This is a genomic window from Burkholderia contaminans (assembly GCF_029633825.1).
In the GTDB taxonomy this organism is placed as follows: Bacteria; Pseudomonadota; Gammaproteobacteria; order Burkholderiales; family Burkholderiaceae; genus Burkholderia; species Burkholderia contaminans.
This window is the reverse complement of sequence record NZ_CP090641.1, coordinates 1,703,370-1,725,582: the sequence shown is the minus strand read 5'-3', so window position 1 is coordinate 1,725,582 and position 22,213 is coordinate 1,703,370. Positions and strand designations below refer to the sequence as shown.

The 22,213-nt window shown below is 67.0% G+C and carries 18 protein-coding genes and 1 pseudogene; 5 read left to right on the top strand and 14 right to left on the bottom strand.

Annotated features, from left to right (window positions below):
* Nucleotides 1-268: 268 nt before the first annotated feature.
* Nucleotides 269-865: an MlaC/ttg2D family ABC transporter substrate-binding protein gene (locus LXE91_RS25395; RefSeq protein WP_039340326.1), complete on the top strand. Its 597-nt coding sequence runs from the start codon at nt 269-271 to the stop codon at nt 863-865.
* Nucleotides 866-1,065: 200 nt separating this feature from the next.
* Here the strand turns inward: LXE91_RS25395 and LXE91_RS25390 are convergent, their stop codons facing one another.
* From LXE91_RS25390 to LXE91_RS25380, 3 genes are all read right to left on the bottom strand, one after another.
* Entirely contained in the window at nt 1,066-1,710 is a 645-nt protein-coding gene (locus tag LXE91_RS25390; protein ID WP_039340328.1) for a response regulator, read from the bottom strand.
* Between the two features lie 29 nt (nt 1,711-1,739).
* The gene (locus tag LXE91_RS25385; protein WP_039340330.1) at nt 1,740-3,125 is read right to left on the bottom strand and encodes a cache domain-containing protein; all 1,386 of its coding nucleotides are present in this window, start codon (nt 3,123-3,125) and stop codon (nt 1,740-1,742) included.
* 148 nt (nt 3,126-3,273) lie between these two features.
* Nucleotides 3,274-4,836: a sensor domain-containing diguanylate cyclase gene (locus LXE91_RS25380; RefSeq protein WP_039340473.1), complete on the bottom strand. Its 1,563-nt coding sequence runs from the start codon at nt 4,834-4,836 to the stop codon at nt 3,274-3,276.
* Between the two features lie 375 nt (nt 4,837-5,211).
* On the opposite strand from LXE91_RS25380, the gene LXE91_RS25375 reads away from it, so the two are divergent.
* Complete coding sequence (locus LXE91_RS25375) at nt 5,212-5,352, top strand: hypothetical protein (RefSeq protein WP_223821086.1); 141 nt, start codon at nt 5,212-5,214, stop codon at nt 5,350-5,352.
* Between the two features lie 13 nt (nt 5,353-5,365).
* Here LXE91_RS25375 and LXE91_RS25370 read toward each other — a convergent pair whose 3' ends face one another.
* The 5 genes from LXE91_RS25370 to glcD are packed head-to-tail and all read right to left on the bottom strand — an operon-like array spanning nt 5,366 to nt 11,830.
* On the bottom strand, nt 5,366-7,540 hold the full coding sequence (locus tag LXE91_RS25370) for a malate synthase G (RefSeq protein WP_039340332.1): 2,175 nt from the start codon (nt 7,538-7,540) through the stop codon (nt 5,366-5,368).
* 44 nt (nt 7,541-7,584) lie between these two features.
* Nucleotides 7,585-7,989 carry a GlcG/HbpS family heme-binding protein gene (locus LXE91_RS25365; protein ID WP_039340333.1) on the bottom strand — a complete coding sequence of 135 codons (405 nt, stop codon included), beginning with the start codon at nt 7,987-7,989 and terminating at the stop codon, nt 7,585-7,587.
* A 20-nt stretch (nt 7,990-8,009) separates the two neighbouring features.
* On the bottom strand, nt 8,010-9,230 hold the full coding sequence (glcF, locus tag LXE91_RS25360; RefSeq protein WP_039340336.1) for a glycolate oxidase subunit GlcF: 1,221 nt from the start codon (nt 9,228-9,230) through the stop codon (nt 8,010-8,012).
* A 24-nt stretch (nt 9,231-9,254) separates the two neighbouring features.
* Nucleotides 9,255-10,331: a glycolate oxidase subunit GlcE gene (gene glcE / locus LXE91_RS25355; RefSeq protein ID WP_039340338.1), complete on the bottom strand. Its 1,077-nt coding sequence runs from the start codon at nt 10,329-10,331 to the stop codon at nt 9,255-9,257.
* Nucleotides 10,331-11,830 (bottom strand): glycolate oxidase subunit GlcD, encoded by a 1,500-nt coding sequence (gene glcD / locus LXE91_RS25350; protein WP_039340340.1) that lies wholly within the window; start codon nt 11,828-11,830, stop codon nt 10,331-10,333. The genes glcE and glcD overlap by 1 nt, the downstream gene beginning before the upstream one ends.
* A 219-nt stretch (nt 11,831-12,049) precedes the next feature.
* Between glcD and glcC the strand changes: the two genes are divergently transcribed.
* Nucleotides 12,050-12,820, top strand: a complete 771-nt coding sequence (glcC, locus tag LXE91_RS25345) for a transcriptional regulator GlcC (RefSeq protein ID WP_039340342.1) — start codon at nt 12,050-12,052, stop codon at nt 12,818-12,820.
* A gap of 273 nt (nt 12,821-13,093) precedes the next feature.
* Nucleotides 13,094-13,543, top strand: a pseudogene (locus LXE91_RS25340) (DUF6306 domain-containing protein); the annotation flags it as partial.
* A 163-nt stretch (nt 13,544-13,706) separates the two neighbouring features.
* Here LXE91_RS25340 and LXE91_RS25335 read toward each other — a convergent pair.
* Nucleotides 13,707-14,441 (bottom strand): SDR family NAD(P)-dependent oxidoreductase, encoded by a 735-nt coding sequence (locus LXE91_RS25335; RefSeq protein ID WP_046196374.1) that lies wholly within the window; start codon nt 14,439-14,441, stop codon nt 13,707-13,709.
* 94 nt (nt 14,442-14,535) lie between these two features.
* On the opposite strand from LXE91_RS25335, the gene LXE91_RS25330 reads away from it, so the two are divergent.
* A complete protein-coding gene (locus LXE91_RS25330) occupies nt 14,536-15,438 on the top strand; it encodes a LysR family transcriptional regulator (protein ID WP_039340347.1) in 903 nt (300 codons plus the stop codon).
* 325 nt (nt 15,439-15,763) lie between these two features.
* Here LXE91_RS25330 and LXE91_RS25325 read toward each other — a convergent pair whose 3' ends face one another.
* From LXE91_RS25325 to LXE91_RS25305, 5 genes are all read right to left on the bottom strand, one after another.
* Entirely contained in the window at nt 15,764-16,615 is an 852-nt protein-coding gene (locus LXE91_RS25325) for a carbohydrate ABC transporter permease (protein ID WP_039340348.1), read from the bottom strand.
* 17 nt (nt 16,616-16,632) lie between these two features.
* Nucleotides 16,633-17,427, bottom strand: a complete 795-nt coding sequence (locus LXE91_RS25320; RefSeq protein ID WP_411694350.1) for a carbohydrate ABC transporter permease — start codon at nt 17,425-17,427, stop codon at nt 16,633-16,635.
* Between the two features lie 211 nt (nt 17,428-17,638).
* Nucleotides 17,639-18,898, bottom strand: coding sequence for an ABC transporter substrate-binding protein (locus LXE91_RS25315; protein ID WP_039340351.1), 1,260 nt, complete (start codon nt 18,896-18,898; stop codon nt 17,639-17,641).
* A gap of 63 nt (nt 18,899-18,961) precedes the next feature.
* Nucleotides 18,962-20,947, bottom strand: a complete 1,986-nt coding sequence (locus LXE91_RS25310; RefSeq protein ID WP_039340353.1) for a beta-galactosidase — start codon at nt 20,945-20,947, stop codon at nt 18,962-18,964.
* Between the two features lie 9 nt (nt 20,948-20,956).
* The gene (locus LXE91_RS25305; protein ID WP_039340355.1) at nt 20,957-22,105 is read right to left on the bottom strand and encodes an ABC transporter ATP-binding protein; all 1,149 of its coding nucleotides are present in this window, start codon (nt 22,103-22,105) and stop codon (nt 20,957-20,959) included.
* Nucleotides 22,106-22,213 lie beyond the last annotated feature (108 nt).

Genomic DNA, 22,213 nt, shown 5'->3' with positions numbered 1-22,213 from the left:
TGGCGGCGGTCGTGACGTTGGGGGTTTCGGGGAGGGAAGGAGATTTGTTCGCGGCGGCGGAATCGATACCGGTGGCCGGCCGGTTTGTAAGGGGATATTTACATAATCGGCGCCATGCTGCTTCGACGCGCCGCTGCACGCCTGTGACAAAGGGGGCTGAAAGGTAACAGTCGGTCACGTCGGCACACCGAGGCGCCGGGCCCGGTATACTTTGCTTCGTCGGCCGGTGCAATGAACCGGTCGTTTTTTCTCATCGAGCGATATTCGTATGAAACGTCATCTGTTTGCTTTCGTCGCGGCGGCCGCCGTGTCGGTTTCCGCTTTCGCGCAGAGCGCGCCGGTCGATATCGTCCGCAATGCGGTCGAGGGCACCGTCAACGCGATGAAGGCCGATCCGGCCGCACGCGGCGGTGACATGGCGAAGGTCTCGGCAGTCGTCGAGCAGCGCTTCCTGCCCGCGACCAACTTCGAGCGCACGACCCGCATCGCGGTCGGCGACGCGTGGAAGCAGGCCACGCCGCAACAGCAGCAGGAGCTGTACAAGCAGTTCAAGCTGCTGATGACGCGCACCTACGCCGCATCGCTCGCGCAGCTCGGCGGCCAGGATGCGAAGTTCTCGTTCAAGGCCGGCGGTGCGTCGGGCGCCGACGCGCTCGTCCAGTCGACGGTCACGACGCCGGGCGACAGCCAGTCGGTCGGCTATCGTCTCGGCAAGGTCGGCAACGACTGGAAGATCTACGACATCGACATGTCGGGCGCGTGGCTGATCCAGGTCTACCAGGGCCAGTTCAAGAGCCAGCTCGCATCGGGCGGGATCGATGGGCTGATCGCGTATCTGCAGAAGCATAATTCGCGGACGAATTGATCGGCCGCTGAGCGGTCCGGAATCCGGATGCACGAAGGGCGCCCTCGGGCGCCCTTTTTCATGGCTGGGGGCGATCGTGGACTTTTGCTCCGGGTATGGGGGTAGCCGTGATGCCGATGAGGCGGCGTGACGGGGCGACGGGGAAACGCGAGCGGTCGAGTCATGCGTGAGATCTTCACAGCCCGAACGACGCGGTGCGCCTACTTTCGCCGATGTTCGACCGCGAACTTGATCAGCTCCGCCTGCCCTTCGATTTCCAGCTTGCGCTTCAGATTGAGCCGGTGCGTCTCGACCGTGCGCACCGACAGCCCCGTCTGCTGCGCGATCTGCTTGCTCGACAGCCCTTCCGCCAGCGCGTCGAGGATGTCGCGTTCGCGCGGCGTGAGCCGGTCGAGCGGCGACGCGGTCGCGCTCGCTTGGATCATCCGTGCGGCGAGCCCTTCGCTGAAGAACGTCTGGCCGGCCAGCACCGCGCCGATCGCGCGCACGATCTCGCTCGCGGGCGAATCCTTCAGCAGGTAGCCGCTCGCGCCGGCACGCACGGCCTGCGTCACGTATTCGACGTTGTCGTGCATCGACAGCATCAGCACGCGGATGCCCGGAAAGCGCTCGTGGAACACGCCCGCGAGCGTGATGCCGTTCATCCCGTTCATGCCGACGTCCATCAGCGCGAGATCGGGTTCGAGCGACGCGGCGAGCGCGAGCGCCTCGTCGGCGTTGCCGGCTTCGCCGACCACGGACAGGTCGGCCGCTTCGAGCCGCATCCGCAAGCCGTCGCGCACGAGCGGGTGATCGTCGACGAGCAACAGTCGGGCGACGGGCCGGGCGGTGTCGGGGGCGCTCATGCGTGAAAGGTCTCCTGTTATGGGGCGCGTCATGACGCGGCGCCGGGCAGCGGTACGTGCGCGGCGACGATCGTGTGGCCGACCTGCGACGTGATCGTCAACATGCCGCCGAGCGCGTCGAGGCGCTCGCGCATGTTGCGCAGGCCGATGCCGCGGCGCGCGTCGGCCTGCGAGCGTTCGGCGTCGAAGCCGCAACCGTTGTCGGCGATGGTCAGCGTGACGGATTGCGCGCCGACGTCGAGCGTGACGGCCGCGCGCGATGCCTGCGCATGATGCACGATGTTGCTGAGCGCCTCCTGTGCGATCCGGAACAGCGCGGTGTTGACGGCTTCGGGCAGCGGCCGGGCGCCGCTGTGCGCGACCTGCGTATAGCCGATGTCGATGCCGCTTTCGGCGCCGAGCTCGCGCACCAGTTGCTCGAGCGCGGCCGCGAGACCGAGGTCGTCGAGCATGGACGGACGCAGCGCATGCGAGATGCGCCGCACTTCGCGCAGCGTGTCGCCGAGCCGCCCGACGCCCGACGCCAGCGCCTGCTCGGCTTCGGGCATGCGCGCCGAGCCGCGTTCGAAGCGTGCGAGCGCGGATTCGAGCATCAGCTTCGCGGACACCATCATCTGGCTGATCCCGTCATGCAGCTCGCGTGACAGCCTCGCCCGCTCCTGCTCCTGCGATTCGACGACGCGCTGCGCGAGCAGCTTGAGCTTCGCGTCGGCGCTGCGCGACTCGCTGACGTTCAGCACCAGCGCGCACACGGCGATCGCCGCCGCGCCGGTGAGCGCGATCGCGGTGAGCCAGCTCATCGTGCGCTCGATGTTCGCGGACGCGCGTGCGTCGATGCGCTGCAGCGCGGTGTCGACATCGTCGAGATAGATGCCGGTGCCGACCATCCAGCCCCAGCGCTCGAGCGCGACGACGTAGCCGAGCTTCGGCGCGACGCGGCCCGTCGACGGCCGCTGCCATGCGTAGCGCACGTAGCCGCCGCCGCTCGACGCGGCGCCGATCAGCTTCTGGATCGTCAGCGCGCCCTGCGGGTCGCGCATCGACCAGTAGTTGTGGCCGACGCGCTCGGGCTCGCGCGGATGCATCAGCGAATTGCCGTGCAGGTCGTACACGAAGAAATAGCCGTCGGGGCCGAAATCCATCTTTTGCAGCATCGCGAGCGCCTGCGTGCGCAGCATCGCGTCGTCGCGCGCGTTGCGGCCGCTCGCGTCGTAGAGCGGCATGATCGCGCTCGTCGCCAGCTCGACATAGTGCTTGAGCTCGACTTCCTTGCTCGACAGGTACGCGGCCTGGATCGTCGCGTGCTGCGTGCGCGCGAGGGACGTCGCCTGCTGGCGCACGCCGAAGCCGATGCCGGCGATCGCGAGCAGGAACGGCACGATGGCCAGAAGGAAGATCTTTGCCTTGAGTCTCATGGTGGTGCGAAGCAGCCGCGCACCCGCGCGGGCCGCGCCGGGCGCGTCAGCCGTGCGGCGGCATGTCGAGGCGACATTGTCGGCGATTTTGCGCGCGGGCGGCGACGGCTGCGCGGCCGTCGCTCGGCGGCGTGGCGCGTCCGGCCGCTCAGGCCCGCCGCGCCGCGAGGCCGCCGGAAGCGGCCGGGTGCACGACGATGCGGTTGCGCCCGCCTTCCTTCGCGCGATACAGCGCGTCGTCGGCCAGCTTCAGCGCGCCCTGCATGTCGTCGTCGTGTTCGGGATAGCTGGTCGTCACGCCGATGCTCACCGTCAGGCGGCCGGACGCACCGGCGTCGTGCCGGATGCCGAGATCGAGGATGCCGGTACGGATCGTTTCGGCGATCGACACCGCGCCGTCCGTGTCGACGTCGGGCAGCACGACGACGAACTCTTCGCCGCCGTAGCGTGCCGCATAGTCGGCCGGGCGGCGCAGGCAGCCGGCGATGCAGTGGCCGACCGCGGCAAGCGCGTCGTCCCCGGCCTGGTGCCCTTGCGTGTCGTTGTAGCGCTTGAAGTAATCGACGTCGATGAACAGCAGCGACAGCGCGTGCTGCGAGCGCGCGGCACGGCGCCATTCACGCGCGAGCGTGACGTCGAGCATCCGCCGGTTGTCGAGGCCCGTGAGGCCGTCGGTGCGCGCGAGCGCCTGCAGCTCGGTTTCCGCGCGGTGGCGCTTGCGCAATTGCACGTCGAGCAGCAGCGACAGGCCGACGAAGCCGATCGCGAGCGCGACCATCGCGGAGCCGATCGGAATCGCGCGGTCGTACCACGCGGCGTAGGTATCGGCTTCCGAGCGCGCGACCATGATGATGAGCGGCAGGTGCTCGAGATGCCGGAACACGTACAGGCGCCGCACGCCGTCGATCGACGCGGTGTCGGCGAAGCTGCCTTCATTGGCGGTCATGAACCGCCGGAACGTGCTGGCACGGCGGATGTCGCGGCCGACGATCTTCGGGTCGTACGGCTCGCGCGCGAGCATCCTGCCGTCCGTGTTGATCAGCGCGATCGAGCCGCGATCGCCCAGCGACAGGCGCGAGAACAGGTTCTGGAAATACTCGAGCCGGATCGACATCACGGCGACGCCGCCGAACGAACCGTCGGGCTTCGTGATCCGCCGGCTGAGCGCGATGCTCGGCGAGCCGCCGCGCAGCCGCGAAAAGTACGGGTCGCTGACGTGGAGGCCGACGTCGGGGTGGTCGCGGTGCACGGCGAAGTAGGTCGCATTGCCCAAGTTGGCCTTGCGCGGCACGTCGCTCTTGCCGTCGACCGCGATGTCGCCATTGGCGTCGAGTACATAGATGCCGCCGAGATATTTGGCCGTCGTCGCGCGGTCGAACAGCACCTGCCGGCGCAGTGCCATCGGCAGCGCAGCGACCGCAGGGTCGTTCATGCCTTCGACGACGGCCTGCAGCGACAGTGAATAGATCTCGATGTTGCGCTCGATGTCCCACGACGCCATCAGCGCGAGGTTCTGCTGCATGGCGATCGAGCGCTCACGCGCGTCGATGCGGCCCTGGTACAGCACGAGCGCGCACAAAAGCAGCAGGACGAGCGCGATCAGCAGCCCGGTGTAGAAGATCAGGTGCGGCAGCAGGAACCGGCGCAGATGTGCGGCGACACGGCTCGTCAGGCCGGATTCGCTGGGCATTGCGTAGTCGGTTTCTGCCATGATCTGTGGATCGGTGGGCATTGCCGCCGGGAGGCGGGCCGATGCGATTGTTCGTATGTCGTGCCGGCGGCGATCCGTGACGCGGCCATTCCGACGCCTTCCTGCCGGCCGGCGGGAAAATGGGCGCCGATTATCGGTAATCGCGGCCAGATATGCCGGTAAATCAAGCATTTACTGGTGACATCTGCGCCGATTCAACGATCCGACGAATCGGGCAACGCGAATTCAACGGAGTATAACGCGCGCGTCCACGCACGCGAAAAATGTTGCGGGCGGTTGATCAGGATCAAATTACCGGGTATTGCCGTCCTTCCGAATCCCGTGCAAAGCGTTGTGGCGCAAGGCTTCGAGGCACGAAGGGCCGGAGCGGGCGGCATGCCGCTGTCGATTCCACACGGTTATCGGCAAACGCATGCGAAAAATGAAGGCGGGCGATATGCGCCGATTATCCGTTTCAACCGCCGGGCGAACACGAATATGAAAAACGGGCGGCCGTGGCGGCCGCCCGTTTCGTGAAGCCCGCCGACGCCTAACCGCCGTGCTGCTGCGCCTTGAACGCGAGGCGGAACCGGTGCAGCAGCGGCTCGGTATAGCCGCTCGGCTGCGACGTGCCCTGCAGCGCGAGCGCGCACGCGGCCTTGAACGCGGTCGACTGGTCGTAGCCGGGCGCCATCGGGCGATAGTTCGGGTCGCCGGCGTTCTGCTGGTCGACGACGCGCGCCATCCGCTTGAACACGTCGAGCACGAACGCCTCGGTGATCACGCCGTGGCGCAGCCAGTTCGCGATGTGCTGGCTCGAGATGCGCAGCGTCGCGCGGTCTTCCATCAGGCCGACGTCGTGGATGTCGGGCACCTTCGAGCAGCCGACGCCCTGTTCGACCCAGCGCACGACGTAGCCGAGGATGCCCTGCGCGTTGTTTTCGACTTCGCTCAGGATCTCGGCCTCGCTCCACGCGGCGCGCTCGACGACCGGCACGGTCAGCAGGCCTTCGAGCAGCGCGTCGCGTTCGCTTGCGTACGGCGTCTTCTCGAGCTCCTGCTGGACGGCCTGCACGTCGACGAGGTGGTAGTGCAGCGCGTGCAGCGTCGCGGCGGTCGGCGACGGCACCCACGCGGTGTTCGCGCCGGCGCGCGGATGCGCGATCTTCTGCTCGAGCATCGCGTGCATCAGGTCCGGCATCGCCCACATGCCCTTGCCGATCTGCGCGCGGCCGCGCAGGCCGGCCGACAGGCCCGCGAGCACGTTGTTGCGCTCGTACGACTGGATCCACGCCGACGACTTCATGTCGCCCTTGCGGATCATCGGGCCCGCTTCCATCGCGGTGTGCATCTCGTCGCCGGTGCGGTCGAGGAAACCGGTGTTGATGAACGCCACGCGTGCGGCAGCCGCGGCGATGCATGCGGCTAGGTTCACGCTGGTGCGGCGCTCCTCGTCCATGATGCCCATCTTCAGCGTGTTGCGCGGCAGGCCGTACAGATCCTCGATGCGCGCGAACAGCGTATCGGCGAATGCGACTTCGGCCGGGCCGTGCATCTTCGGCTTCACGATGTAGATCGAGCCGGTGCGCGAGTTGCGCTTCGCCTTCAGGTCGTGCAGCGAGCACAGCACCGTGACGACGCCGTCGAGGATCCCTTCCGGAATCTCGTTGCCGTCGCGGTCAAGCACTGCGCCGTTGGTCATCAGGTGGCCGACGTTGCGCACGAACAGCAGCGAGCGGCCGTGCAGCGACAGCGTGCCGCCGGCGGGCGTGGTGTACTCGCGATCGGCATTCAGGCGGCGCGTGAAGGTCTTGCCGCCCTTCGCGACTTCCTCGACCAGCGTGCCCTGCATCAGGCCGAGCCAGTTGCGGTAGAGCTGGACCTTGTCTTGCGCGTCCACCGCCGCGACCGAATCCTCGCAGTCGATGATCGTGCTGACCGCGGCTTCGAGCACGACGTCCTTCACGTTCGCGAGATCGGCGCGGCCGATCGGCGTCGATGCGTCGATCTGGATCTCGAGGTGCAGGCCGTTGTGCTTCAGCAGGATCGCGGACGGCGCGTCGGCCGCGCCCTGGTAGCCGACGAACTGCGCCGGCTGCGCGAGATGCACGACGCCCTTCGCGGTTTCGACGGCGAGCTGGCCGTCCTGCACGCGGTAGCGCAGCGCGTCGCGATGCGAGCCGCTCGCGAGCGGCGCCGCGTTGTCGAGCACGTTGCGCGCGTAGTCGATCACGCGCTGGCCGCGCGTCGGGTTGTAGGCCGTGGTGCGTTCGGCGCCGCCGTCTTCAGGCAGCGCATCGGTGCCGTACAGCGCGTCGTACAGGCTGCCCCAGCGGGCGTTCGCGGCGTTCAGCGCATAGCGCGCATTCGACAGCGGCACGACGAGCTGCGGGCCGGCCTGCGTGGCGATCTCGCTGTCGACGTTCGCGGTGGCTGCCGCGACGTTCGACGGGACCGGCACGAGGTAGCCGATTTGTTCGAGGAAAGCGCGATACGCGGCGTGGTCGCGCACGGGGCCGGGGTGCGCGCGGTGCCAGGTGTCGAGTTCCTGCTGCAGGCGGTCGCGTTCGGCGAGCAGCTCGCGGTTGCGGGGCGCCAGGTCGTGCACCAGGGCCGAGAAACCGCTCCAGAACGCGGCCTTGTCGATGCCGGTGCCCGGCAGCGCTTCGTTTTCAATGAACTGGCTCAGCGCTGGCGCGACTTGCAGTCCTGCTTGGTCGATCATCGTGATTCCTCCCGGGGAATGAAAAACGCGCGTGCGTTGGCTGGCTAGGCCACGACGCTTTGTGTGCCGGCGCGGGCGATTTGCGCGTCCTGTTCGGACTTTACGCCAGACACGCCGATCGCGCCTGCGATCCGGCCGTCGACCGTGATCGGCACGCCGCCTTCGAGCAACCCCGTCAGCGGCGCGCTGAGAAACGCGGTGCGGCCACCGTTGATCATATCCTCATACGCCTTCGTCTCGCGCCGGCCGAGCGCCGCCGCACGCGCCTTGTCCTGCGCGATATACGTGCTGGCCGGCGATGCACCGTCCAGGCGCGCAAAAGCGAGCAGGTGGCCGCCGTCGTCGACGACGGCGATCGACACGGCCCAGCCGTGACGCTCCGCTTCCGCGCGGGCGGCGGCGAGCATGCGGTCGGCATCGGCGAGTTCGAGTTCGGGTTTCGTCTGCATGGCATTCCTCCGGAATCTGGTCAGTTGACGAGGCGGTTGTCGACGAGCTCGATCCAGTGGCGCACAGGCGTGCGGCCCGCGCCGTTCAGGTGAGTCTGGCAGCCGACGTTGGCCGTGACAATCAGGTCCGGCCGCGCGGCTTCGAGTGCGTCGAGCCGGTTGTCGCGCAGTTTCGTCGCGAGTTCGGGCTGTGTCAGGGAATACGTGCCGGCCGAGCCGCAGCACAGATGGCTGTCGGCGACATTCGTCAGATCGAAGCCGAGCTGCGTCAGGATGCGTTCGACCGCGCCGCCGAGGCGCTGTGCGTGCTGCAGCGTGCACGGGCAATGCACCGCGATGCGGCGTGGCGTCGACCCGGCCAGCGCGTCGAGCGGCTCGGCCGCGATCACTTCGGCGAGATCGCGTGCGAGCGCGCTGACGCGTTGCGCTTTCTCCGCATAGACGGGGTCGGAGCGCAGCAGGTCGCCGTATTCCTTGACGAACGCACCGCAGCCGCTCGCCGTCAGCACGATCGCTTCGGCGCCCGCTTCGATCGCGGGCCACCATGCGTCGATATTGCGGCGTGCGCGGGCGAGGCCGGCATCCTGCGCATTCAGGTGATATTCGGTCGCGCCGCAGCAGCCGGCTTCGCGCGCCGGACTCACGCTGATGCCGAGCCGGTCGAGCACGCGCGCGGCGGCCGCATTGGTGTTCGGCGACAGCGAAGGCTGCACGCAGCCTTCGAGCATCAGCACGCGCCGAGCGTGGCGCACGGGCGGGCGCGGTGCGACCGCGGAGACGGCGGCCGGGATCTTGGCCTGCAGCGTGCCGGGCAGCAGCGGGCGCAGCGCGCGGCCGGCCTTCAGCAACGCGGCGAACGTCGCCGGGCGCGGTATGACGTGGCGCAGCCCCGCGCGCAGCAGGCGCTCGCGCGCGGGCCGCTGCACACGCTTCTCGGCTTCCGCGCGGCCGATGTCGAGCAGCGTGTGATAGCGCACGCCGGACGGGCAGGTCGTCTCGCAGTTGCGGCACGTGAGGCAGCGGTCGAGATGCTGCTGCGTGCGCTCGCCGCACGGCTCGCCTTCGAGCAGCTGCTTGATCAGGTAGATGCGCCCGCGCGGCCCGTCGAGCTCGTTGCCGAGCACCTGGTAGGTCGGGCAGGTCGCATTGCAGAAGCCGCAGTGCACGCACGCGCGCAGGATCGCTTCCGCTTCGTCGGCCCGGGCGAGGGCCTTGCTTGCTTCGCTGAGATTGGTTTGCATCGGCGGGTTGGAATCGGGTTCGCGTCAGAAGTCGGCGTACAGGCGGCCGGGATTGAAAATCGCGTGCGGGTCGAGCTGCGCCTTGAGCTGCCGGTGCACGCGCAGCAGCGCGGGCGGCAGCGGCTGGAACGGCTCGCGCGTCGCGCCCGGCGTGCAGCAGGTCGCGTGGCCGCCCCATTGCGCGGCGAACCGCTGCACGTCGGCCGGCGCCGCGTCGCTCTTTATCCAGCGCTGTGCGCCGCCCCAGTCGGCAAGCAGCGCGCCGGGCAGTGCGTCGAGCGGTGCGGAGGCCGGCACCGATACGCGCCACAGCGGGCGCAGATCGTCGAAGAACGGCAGCGCCAGGTCGCGCAGCCGGGCCCAGAACGCATCGTCGCGATCGTCCATGCGCTCGCCGCCGATCGTGTCGCGCGCGGCTTTCACCGAGCCCTCGCCGCCTTCGATCCGCACGCGCAGCACACCGTCCGCATGGCAGGCGCCCGCGAGCGGCAGCCCTGCGCGTCGCCATGCGGCGACGCGCTGCACGGCTTCGTCCACGGCAAGCTGTAATGCGAGATCGCCCGTCGCGCGCGGCTTCGGCAGCACCTTCAACGACACCTCGGTCACGACGCCGAGACAGCCGAAACTGCCCGCGAGCAGCCGCGATACGTCGTAGCCCGCGACGTTCTTCATCACCTCGCCGCCGAAGCGCAGGTGCTTCGCGTGGCCGGTGATCACGCGGCAGCCGAGCACGAAGTCACGCACCGCGCCGGCCCACGGGCGGCGCGGGCCCGACAGTGCCGCCGCGAACATGCCGCCGACCGTTGCCGCGCCGCCGAACGTCGGCGGCTCGCACGGCAGCATCTGGCCGGCCGCGTCGAGCATCGCGTCGAGATCGGCGAGCGGCGTGCCCGCGCGCGCGGTGACGACGAGTTCGGTCGGGTCGTACGACACGACGCCGCGATGCGTGCGCACGTCAAGCGTGCGGCCTTCGACGGGGCAGCCGAGGAACGCCTTCGTGCCGGCGCCGCGGACGTACAGCGGCTGGCGGTCGTGGATCGCCGCGTCGACCTGCGCGACGAGCGCCGCGCTGTCGTCGATCGATTCGATGTCGCGTCGCATCAGAAGCGCTCCAGTTCGGGAAACGGCAGCTTGCCTTGATGAACGTGCATTGCGCCGAATTCGGCACAGCGGTGCAGCGTCGGGATGTTCTTGCCGGGATTGAGCAGCCCTTGCGGATCGAACGCGGCCTTCACCGCGTGGAAGAACGTGATCTCGTCGGCGTTGAACTGCACGCACATCTGGTTGATCTTCTCGCGGCCGACGCCGTGCTCGCCGGTGATGCTGCCGCCCGCCGCGACGCACAGTTCCAGGATCTTGCCGCCGAGCGCTTCCGCGCGGTCGAGTTCGCCGGGCCGGTTCGCGTCGAACAGGATCAGCGGGTGCATGTTGCCGTCGCCCGCGTGGAACACGTTCGCGACCGGCAGCCCGTATTCGGCGGACAGCGCGGCAATGCCTTCGAGCACGCGCGGTAGCTCGCGGCGCGGGATCGTGCCGTCCATGCAGTAGTAGTCGGGCGACATGCGGCCGACTGCGGGAAATGCGTTCTTGCGGCCGGCCCAGAAGCGCTGGCGCTCGGCCTCGTCGCGTGCGACGCGGATCTCGGTTGCGCCCGCGTCGCGCAACAGCGCGGCGACGCGTTCGGTGTCTTCGTCGACGTCGGTCGGCGAGCCGTCGAGCTCGCACAGCAGGATCGCCTGCGCGTCGACCGGGTAGCCCGCGTGGATGAAATCCTCCGCCGCGCGGATCGCAAGGTTGTCCATCATCTCGAGGCCGCCGGGGATCACGCCCGCGCCGATGATCCGTGCGACCGCCGCGCCGGCTTCCGCGACGTCGTCGAAGCTCGCCATCAGCACCTTCACGCTCGGCGGCTTCGGCAGCAGCTTCACGGTGACTTCCGTGACGATGCCGAGCATTCCTTCCGAGCCGGTGAACAGGGCGAGCAGGTCGAAGCCGGGCGCGTCGAGCGCATCGGCGCCGAGCGTGAGCGTTTCGCCGTCGATCGTCAGGATCTCGACCTTCAGGATGTTGTGTACCGTGAGCCCGTATTTCAGGCAGTGCACGCCGCCCGCGTTCTCGGCGACGTTGCCGCCGATCGAGCACGCGATCTGCGACGACGGATCGGGCGCGTAGTACAGGCCGTGCGGCGCGGCCGCCTGCGAGATAGCGAGGTTGCGCACGCCGGGCTGCACGCGCGCGATGCCGGCATCGGGGTCGATGTCGAGAATCCTGTTGAACTTCGCCATCACGAGCAGGAGGCCTTTTTCGAGCGGCATCGCGCCGCCCGACAGGCCGGTGCCCGCGCCGCGCGCGACCACCGGCACGCCGAGCGCGGCCGCGACGCGCAGCACCGCGCGCACTTGCTCGACCGTATCGGGCAATACGACCGCGAGCGGCACCGTGCGGTATGCGGCGAGGCCGTCGCATTCGAACGGCTTGAGCGCCTCGCGTTCGTGCAGCACGTCGAGGCCGGGGGCCGACGCGTGCAGCGCGGCGACGAGTGTGTCGCGGCCGACGGTCGCCAGCGGGCCGTCGATCCGTTCGTCGTAGGTGAAACTCATCGGGGTTGTCTCCACCATGCAGGCGGCTGCGCGAGACGCGGCGCGCCGGAAGGAAGGGATTCTTGGCGGGCGGCGCGCGCGTGTCCAGACGTGTCTGGCATGGTCATACCAGTTTTTGTGAGGCGGCCGGAAAGCAGCTTTGTAGATCGCCATGAAACTGAATGTCTAAAAGGGTTTGTGGGAAAATCGCCGATATCCTTCCGAAGTGGTCATACCAGTATGGAAATGCAGGAACAGGCGGGCCCGGCGCGGAACGTGGCCGACGTCGTTGCCGAGCGCATCGAACAGTTGATCGTCGACGGCGTGCTGAAGGCCGGGCAGGCATTGCCGTCCGAACGGCGGCTGACCGAGAAGCTCGGCGTGTCGCGCACCGCCGTACGTGAAGGGATGAAGTTGCTGCGCGCGCGCGGCATCATCGACACCACGCACGGCAAGGGCTCGTTCGTTGCGAGCCTGACCCCGCAACGCGAGATCACGCCGATGATGCATCTGCTCGGCTCGCAGCCGCGCACGCTGTACGACCTGTTCGAGGTGCGCGGGATGCTCGAGACGGAGGCCGCGCGGCTCGCGGCGCTGCGAGGCACGCCGGCCGATTTCATCCTGATCAAGCGTCGCTATGAGGAGATGACCGCGGCCGATGCGCAGGATCTCGACCCGGCCGCGCGCGCGAAGCTCGATCACGCGTTTCATCTCGCGATCTGCGAGGCTTCGTATAACCCGGTGCTGGTGAATACGCTGCAGTCGCTGACGGATCTGCTGCTGAGTTCGGTGTTTGCGTCGGTGAACAATCTCTATCACCGCGAGCCGTTGAAAAAGCAGATCGACCGGCAGCATGCGCGGCTTTATAACGCGGTGACGGGGCGGTTGCCCGAGCAGGCGCGCAAGGCGGCTAGCGAGCATATTCGCCAGTGTGTCGAGTATCTGCGGGAGATCGAGCAGGAGGAGCAGCGGCTGGTGCGGTCGACGTTGAGGCTTGAAGGGTGGACGTGATGTCGGCTGTGCGTGGCGGTGTGGCTTGAGGTGCATCATGCGCGACGGGCCGCCTGGCAACGCGTGTCACAGGGCTATGTCAGACTTGTGAGCCATTCTTTGTTTGGCCGCGCTGTCGTCTGCGTGATGCGTGGACGCTGTCATGTAGGCAGCGCCTGACGGAACCACGTTGGACGAACCGGTGCGCCACGCTTCCTGAACGGAGGACATCGCATGTCGAACCGGACCCGTGACGACGGGCACGACGCCCGTCCGGCGACATCGGCGGACGATTACGCCGATGCGCAGCGCGACGCGTTGCTCGCGTTGCTGAATGAGCTGCTGGAAGCCGAGCGCGCAGGTGCGTGGGTTGCGTCGGAGACGGCGGCGGAAATCGGCGATCCCGAACTTCATCGGCTGGTGGTCGGTATTCGGCAGGACGAGGCGCATTGGTGCGCGGTACTGGTCGACGCGATCCGGTCGCTCGATGCGACGCCGACGCATGCCACCGGTGCTTTCTATGAGAAGGCGATGGCGATCGACGGTCTCCCGGAGCGGCTGGCGTTTTTGAATCGTGGACAGCGGTGGGTTGTGCGGAAGCTGCAGGCGTTGCTGCCGACGCTCATGCAGCCCGACATGCACCATGCACTCACGCAGATGCTCGTGGCGCATGAGAAGAACATCGGGTCGGTCGACGCATTGCTGCGGCTCAAGGGCTGCGGCCCGAGCTCAGGGTCGCAGTAGCGGCCAGGGGAATCGTTCATCGCAGATTTCCGTGGATGTCGTTTCTCGACCCTGAACGGACTACTGACGTGCCGAATCGTCAATGACTCGTTCCGGGAGAAATGGGACATAGGCGCGGGCGCTAAAGTACTTTGAACTGCTAAACGTAGCTGGACAGAAGCACTCAGCCCATTCGCCATCCTCCATTGACGGCAATAACAGTGCCGGTTACGAAGCTCGCGGCCTCCGAGGCAAGCCAGAGCACCGCAGCGGCCACGTCGTCCGGGGTGCCGGGGCGACCGACAGGCGTTTCTGCGACGATGGCGGTAACGCGTTCTTCGGACCACCCGCCGGTGAATCCCGTCCCGGCGATGAAGCCTGGCGCGATAACGTTAGCAGTGCAGCCGTGTGGCGCCAGTTCTCGCGCGAGCGCAAAGGTAAGGCCGTGTAAGCCCGCCTTCGCTGCAGCATAGGCCAGCCCCCCCGGCCTGCTGCCGCCAGTTTGTGCACCAATCGAACTGATATTGATAACTCGCCCCCCAGGACGGGGCAACAGTGGCGCGACGCAGTGCGCCATCAAAAAGCTGCCTTTGAGGTTGGTTTCGATGACCGCGTCCCAATCCGGCTCGACCTGGTCGAGCGCAGCATCGAGACTCACGGAACGTACGAATCCCGCGGCATTGACCAGCAGATCTACGCGCTCGACGTTCGCGAGTGCGGACTCGACATCCGCGCGCTGGCCTACGTCAGCGCGTTGGCAGGTGGCCGCAGGCCCCAGCTTCGCAACGGCGTCTCGTAACCGTTGGTCGTTTCGACCGACAATTGTCACGCGATAGCCCGCGTTGATGCATGCGCGCGCGATGCCCAAGCCGATGCCGCTCGCGCCACCGGTTACAACTGCATGTTTTTTCTCCGTCAATTTCCGGCTCCACTCGTTTGCGTTGGATGCAGGTTAAAACCGGAAATACGATACGTCTAATACGATTGAACAGCTGTTCTGATACTCTTGTCGTATGGCAACCCTCACTCTTCGGCAGTTCGAACAGTTTCTCGTCGTCGCAGAGACGATGAATTTCCGTCGTGCTGCAGAGCAACTCAACATGGCTCAGCCGCCACTGACGGCGGCGATCCGACAGATCGAATTGCTGTTGGGCGTGCGCTTGCTGGAACGCGGCAATCGCGTGACGTCTTTAACCGCGGCCGGCAAGGTTTTGCGCGAAGAGGCGCGCAGGACACTGGAACAGTCTCAGCGCGCCGTTGAGCTCACCCGGCGTGCGGGCCAGGGGCTTATGGGTTCTCTCAGAGTCGGTTTTGTGGCGAGCGCCACGCGGCACGTCTTGCCTCCTTTGATTGCGCGCTTTCGACAGACGCATCCCGATGTCGCGCTTGACCTGGCTGAGGCGACCACTAGTCAGCAGCTCGCTGCGCTCGACGAAGACCGTCTCGACGTCGCCATTGTCGTGCTGCCCCTTGATGTCAACGTCGACCGGCGCATTGCAAAGCGCAAGCTGTTGAAGAGTCGCATGGTCGCTGTCATGTCTGCGAAGCACGCGCTCGCTACTTCTCCTGGTCGCTCCGTGCCGCTTGCGGCGCTCGCGCGCGAGCCATGGATTCTGTTTCCGCCGACGGAAGGGCCCGGCTTGTACGCGACAATCCTCGACGCGTGTGCTGCGGCCGGATTTGTCCCGCGGGTGGTACAGCACGCAATGCAAATGGACACGATCATCGGACTTGCGGCTGCGAACCTAGGCGTTGGGCTCGTACCGGAACCGCTTGCGTCGAAGGAGGTGTCGGACGTGAAATTCACGCGACTTGCCGGACGAGGGACGCCGGTGCCATATGAAGTCGCGCTTGCGTGGCGGCGTACAGACAGCAATCCAACAGTGGCGGCATTAGTCGATTCGTGCGCGGGTTGAGGGCGTTAATCGACCAGTGCAGCCTTCGGACGCTAGAGATCGGCACGCATGTCAAAATACTTCGAACGAGCACCAGTCGGGCACAAGCCCTTCGAAGACGAAAAAGTCGTCGATGTATGTCAGCCCAAGCCGCTCCAATGACCTTGTACATTCGTCGGCCGCATCGCCGCCAAAGAACGGGCCAAGCGAGATAAGGCTATTGGATTCGTCAAAGTCACAGACGACCTGTACCTCCCCCCGGCCAATTCCCGACAATAAAAAAGCCCGCCGAAGCGGGCAACCTCACGATGCGGAGGGGGAGATACGAATACGCGAAGCTGCGCGTTCAGCCTTTGGTCGCCCCGAACGTCAGCCCCGCCACGAAATGCTTCTGCATCGCGAAGAACATCGCGACGGACGGCAACGCCGCCAGAATCGACCCGGCGGACACGAGATTCCACGACGTCGTCCACTGCCCCTTCAGTGCGGCAACGCCAGCCGTGATCGGCGCGGCCTCATCCCCTTGCGTGAGACACAGCGCCCAGAAGTAGTCATTCCACACGAACGTAAAAACGAGAATCGCCAGCGCGGCCAACGCGGGCCGAATCAACGGCAGCACGATCCGCCAGAACACCGTCCATTCCCCCGCCCCTTCGATTCTTGCCGCTTCGATCAACTCGAACGGCAACTGCTTGATGAAGTTGCGCAAAAACAGCGTGCAGAACCCCGTCTGAAACGCGACATGAAAAAGAATCAGCGCCTCGACCGTATTGAACACACCGAGCCTGAGCGACAGATCCCGCACCGGAATCATCAACACCTGCACGGGCACGAAGTTACCGGCAACGAACGTCCCGAACAGCGCCGTACTCCCGCGAAACTTGTAGGTCGCCAGCGCAAAGCCCGCCATTGCCGCCAGCGCAATCGACCCGACCACGGAAGGCACGGTGATCTGCACGCTATTCCAGAAGTAATGCAGCATCGGCGACGTCGTCAGCGCGTCGCGATAGTTCTCGATCATCGAGAAGTGCCGTGGCCAGCCCCAGTAGTGACCTTCGACCAGTTCCTCGGTCGAGCGCACCGACGTGACGAACACCGCGATCATCGGCAGCAGCCAGATCAGCAGCGCAACCGGCAACGACAGCTTGTACAGCCTGCGCGAGACAGGCTTCCATTGAGCAACGGGAGTCGGAAACATGATGGCCACCGGTCAGGTTATTGCTCGTTGCGCAGAAGGCGGCGCAACTGGAACACGATGTAGACGAGCATGATCGCGAACAGCACGACCGCAATCGACGCGGAATAGCCGAGCCGGTAGTACTTGATCGCCTGGTCGTACATGTAATACGCGAGCACGGTCGAGCTTTCGAACGGGCCGCCGCTCGTCATCACCGAGATCAGGTCGAAGCTGCGCAGCGCGCCGATCACCGTGACGACGATCGCCATGAAGGTGGTCGGCCGCAACTGTGGCAGCACCACGTGCCACAGCAGCGCGAATCCGCGCGCGCCTTCCATTCGGGCGGCTTCGATCTGTTCCGGGTTGAGCGACGTGAGGCCGGTGAGGTACAGGATCATGCAGTACGCGGTCTGCGGCCACAGCGCGGCGAACACGATACCGAACGTCGCGTAGCGCGCATCGCCGAGCACCGGGATGCCGTGTCCGGCGATCAGCGCGAGCAGGCCGAACGTCGGATCGTAGAACCACGAAAAGATCAGCCCGACGACCACGCCGGACAACACGAACGGCGCGAAGAACAGCGACTTCACGAGCCGGATGCCGGCCACCGCCTGATTCAGGTACAACGCGAGCGCGAGGCCGAGCGGCGGCGCGAGCATGAAGAGCGCGAGCCAGATCACGTTGTTGCGCAGCGCGGTGTAGAACGTCGGCGCATGCAGCAGCTCCGCGTAGTTCGCGAGACCGACGAAGGTGCGCTCGGTCATCCCGTCCCAGTTGTACAGGCTCAGCCACAGCGTCGACAGGATCGGCCAGATCACATAGACGGCAACCATCGCGCAGGCCGGCGCGAGAAAGAGCCACGCGGCGCGCTGCTGGCGCCGCAAGGCGGGCGACGGGCGACGCGCGGGCAGGGCGGTGGCGGCGGATGCGCCGCGTGGCGGCGGCGCGGCGCCCGCGCCGGCGGGCGGGGGACGTGATCGGACTGGACACGGCAAGCCTCCTGAACGGGCACGGCGGCACGCGGCCGCCGGTTGGGTCACGCGGTTACTTCTTGTAGATGCGCTTGCGGGTCTGTTCGAGTTGCGCGAGCACCGTATCGAGCTGCGCGGGATTCGCGAGGAACTGCTGCATCCCCTTCATCCCCTCGTCGGCCATTTCCTTCGTCATGTCGCGGTCGTAGAACTGCGCGACGCCGCCCTTCGTGTCGGCAAGGATCCGGAACCCGACGCGCGAGATCGGATCGGCCGGCTCGGGCGACTTGCTGTTGGCCGACAGCGAGCCGAGCCCTTCCGCGAGCTTCGCGCCCATCTCGGGCGTTTCGACGAATGCGAGGAACGTGTGCGCGTCGGCCTTGTTCTTCGCCTTCGTCGGGATATGCAGCGATTCCACCGGGCCGTCCTCGGCGGTCGGCACCTTCGGGTCGATGATCGGGAAGCGGTAGTAGCCCATTTCCGGCTTCACGTTCGGCGGAAAGCCCGCCGCGATGAAGGTGCCCATCAGCATCATCGCGGCCTTGCCCTGGAACAGGAACGGCTGCGCGCCGTCGAGATCGTAGGACAGCGCGTTGTCGATGAAGTAGCCTGCGTCGATCAGCGATTTCCACGTCGTGTAGACCTTCTTCACGCGCGGGTCGGTGTACGGCACGTCGCCGGCCATCAGCTGCTGGTGGAACGCGTTGCCGTTCACGCGCAGGTCGAGATAGTCGAACCAGCCGGCGAGGGTCCACGCGTCGCGGCCGCCGACCGCGATCGGCGTGATGCCGGCCGCCTTCAGCTTCTTGCACGCGTCGAGAAACTGGTCCCACGTCTTCGGCTCGTCGGCGATGCCGACCTTGCGGAACAGGTCCTTGCGATAGAACAGCCCCCACGAGTAGTAGACGGTCGGCGCCGCGTACTGCTTGCCGTTGTACGACGATGCGTCGCGTGTCGACGCATACATCGCGCCCCAGCCGTTCTTCGTCCAGTCGCCGCTCAGGTCCTCGAACAGCCCGCGCTTCGCGTAGTACGCCATCCGTTCGCCCGCGTGCCAGTTCACGACGTCCGGTGCGATGGTCGTGAGCCAGGCGGGGAGCTGCACCTTGTACGCTTCCTCGTCGACGAAGGTCGCCTTCACGTCGATGTCGGGATGCGCCTTGCGGAACGCTTCGAGCGTCGACTGCCAGACCGCGCGCTGGCTGGCGCCCTTGAACGCGATGTTGATCGTCAGCGTGCCGGCATCGGCGGGCGCCGTCATGCCGAGCGATGCCAGTGCGACAGCGGCGGCCGTGGCGAGCCGGGCGGCGGCGCGAAGGGGGCGATGGGTCATACGTGTCTCCAGTTCTGGGTGTCGTTGTACGTGACCGGCGTGTCGTGGCGCCGGTAGCGGGTGCTACGAACGGCTTCGATACACGGCCACGTCTTGCGGCCCGACTTGCGCCGTGCCGAGCACGAACGCCGACGGCGGCACCGCGTCGATCGTGTGCGGCGCGTCGCCATAGTTGAAAACGTAGGTCAGGCCGCCGCGCCGGCTCACGCGCACGCCGTCGCCGAGCGGGGCGGGCGCGAGGCCGGCTTCGGCCGCGACGTCGGCGAACAGCCGGACGGTAGTCGCGTCGTCGAACAGCGCGGCCCAGTAGTGCAGCATGCCGTGCGACACGCAAGCCGGATGACCGTCGGCGAAGCGTGCGCGCACGACACTGTGGGTGTCGTCGTGCAGTTCGACGAAGTCGCGCCAGTGGCGTGCGTTGCCGGCGAGCGGCGCGCCGTCGCGCAGCGTGCCGTCGATCTGCTCGGTCACGTTCGGCCGCAGCGATTCGACGCGCCACACGCGCACCGGCAGGATCGACGCAAGCGGGCCGGGCGGCAGCGTCGGCGGGATCTGCAGGTCGACGGTCTTCGAACCGGTGCGCGGGCCGAGCACGACATGCGCGCCGGACGCCGCGAGCCGCGCGGCGAAATCGTCCGGGACGACCGGCAGCGGCGGCACGACGACGAGGCGGTAGCCGTCGAGCGGCGCGTGCGCGGAAACGATGTCGACGTCGAAGCCGAGCGAGCGCAGCGCCGAGTAGTACTCGAACGCGAAGCGCGGGTAATGGAAATCGGCGCCCTGCGGCTGCACTTCGAACAGCCACTTCGCTTCGTAGTCGAAGACCAGTGCAACGGGGGCGCGCACGGTGCCGTCCGCATCCGCGCCGGCGTCGTGCACGGCCGCGATCTCGTTCGCGACGCGTTGCGCCTCGCGGCCGCCTTCGTCGAGTTGGTCGTCGGGGGTGTGCAGGCCCGCATGCATCTGCTCCTGCGCGAACGGCGCCTGCCGCCAGCGGAAATACGACACGCAGCCGGCGCCGTGCGCGAATGCTTCCCAGCTCCACAGGCGCACCATGCCCGGCAGCGGCGCGGGGTTCCATTGCGCCCAGTTCACGGGGCCCGGCTGCTGCTCCATCACCCAGAACGGCAGTTTCGACATGCCGCGATAGAGGTCGTGATTGAACGACGCGAAATCGGGATGGCCGGTGCGCAGCCAGCGCGCCTTCACGTCGGGTGCGAACCATTGCTCCTCGAGCGCGCCGAGCGGATAGCTGTCCCAGGTCGCGACGTCGAGGTCGCGTGCCACTTTGTAGTGATCGAACTCGGTGAACAGCTGCATGAAGTTGTGCGCGACCGGGCGGCCCGGCGAGTGCGCGCGAATCACGTCCACCTGCATCCGGTGATAGCGCGCAACTTCGTCCGACGCGAAGCGCCGGTAGTCGAGGCGGTGCGACGGGTGAGCCTCGGTCACGGTGCCGACGGGCGCGTCGACCTCGTCGAAATCGCGATACTCCATGCTCCAGAACACGGTGCCCCACGCGCGGTTCAGCGCGTCGATCGTGTCGTAGCGCGCCTTCAGCCACGCACGGAAGCGCACGAGCGCGGCCGGCGAGTAGCTGACGACGGTCTGGTGGCAGCCCAGCTCGTTGTCGGTCTGCCAGTAACGCACGGCCGGGTGGCGGCCGTAGCGTTCGGCAACCGCCGTGCAGATCTGGCGCGACGCGTCGAGATAGGTCGGCGACGAGAAGTCGTAGTGGCGGCGCGAGCCGAACTTGCGCGGCCGTCCGTCCGCGCCGATCGCGAGGATGTCGGGATGGCGGTCGACCAGCCATTTCGGCGGCGTGGCGGTCGGCGTGCACATCACGATCTCGAGGCCGGCCGCACCGAGCACGTCGACCGCGCGATCGAGCCAGCCCCAGTCGTATTCGCCCGGCGACGGCTCGATCCGGCTCCACGCGAATTCGGCGATCCGCACCTGCTCGATGCCAAGCGCTTTCATCCGGCGGGCATCGTCGGCCCACATCGTTTCCGGCCAGTGTTCCGGGTAATAACAGACTCCGAGGCGCATGCCCGATCCTTATGCGTAGTGGTGAACGTGGACGTCGGCGCACGCGGGCACCGCGCGGCCGTCTTCGGTGAAGAGATGGCAGGCCGCGGCCGGCGCATGCACGAGCACGCGCTCGCCGCTGCGCACCTGCGCGTCGCCGGGCACCTTCGCGATGAGCGAGTGGCCGCCGGGCTGCTCGAGATGCACGTAGGTCTGTTCGCCGAGGCGTTCGACGAGTACGACGTCGCGTGCGAGCGACGTCGCGTCGTGCGCGGCGCCGAGCGTCAGGTGTTCGGGGCGAATGCCGAGCGCTACGGTGGCGCCCGCACCGAGCGCCGAGCCATCGCGTGGCAGTACGAAGGTTTCGCCGGACGGTGTGAGCGTGACGGTCGTGCGATGCGCATCGCAGGCGGTCACGACGGCCGGCAGGAAGTTCATGCGCGGCGAGCCGATGAAGCCTGCGACGAAGCGGCTGGCCGGGTGGTGGTAGAGGTCGAGCGGCGCACCGACCTGCGCGATGCTGCCGTGCTGCGCGGTATCGGCGCCGGCATGCAGCAGCACGATCTTGTCGGCGAGCGTCATCGCTTCGGTCTGGTCGTGCGTCACATAGACGACGCTCGCGCGTTCGAACTGGCGGTGCAGCTTCGCGATTTCGATGCGGGTCTGACCGCGCAGCGCGGCGTCGAGATTCGACAGCGGTTCGTCGAAGAGGAACACGCCGGGCTCGCGCACGATCGCGCGGCCGATCGCGACGCGCTGCCGTTGCCCGCCCGACAGCGCCTTCGGCTTGCGATCGAGCAGCATGTCGAGCTGCAGGATGCGCGCGGCATCGCGTACCTTCCGGTCGATCTCGGCCTTGGGCACGCGCGCGAGCTTCAGCCCGAACGCCATGTTCTCGTAGACCGTCATGTGCGGAAACAGCGCGTAGCTCTGGAACACCATCGCGACACCGCGCTCGGCGGCGGGCACGTCGTCGACGCGGCGGCCATCGATCGACAGCTCGCCCGCGCTCAGGTCCTCGAGCCCGGCGATCATCCGCAGCAACGTCGACTTGCCGCATCCGGACGGCCCGAGGAACACGCAGAACTCGTGCGCGCCGATTTCCAGATCGACGTCGCGAATGACCGGCGCGTGATCGCCGTAGGCTTTCTGCACGCGCCGCATCGAGATGCTCGCCATTGTCTCCGCTCCATGTTTTAATGCGCTTTCATCAGTGATTAAGCGCTTAATCATCGCGATCAAAAAAAGAGGCGATGCGATCGCGGCCGAGTCGCGCCCGTCGGTCGG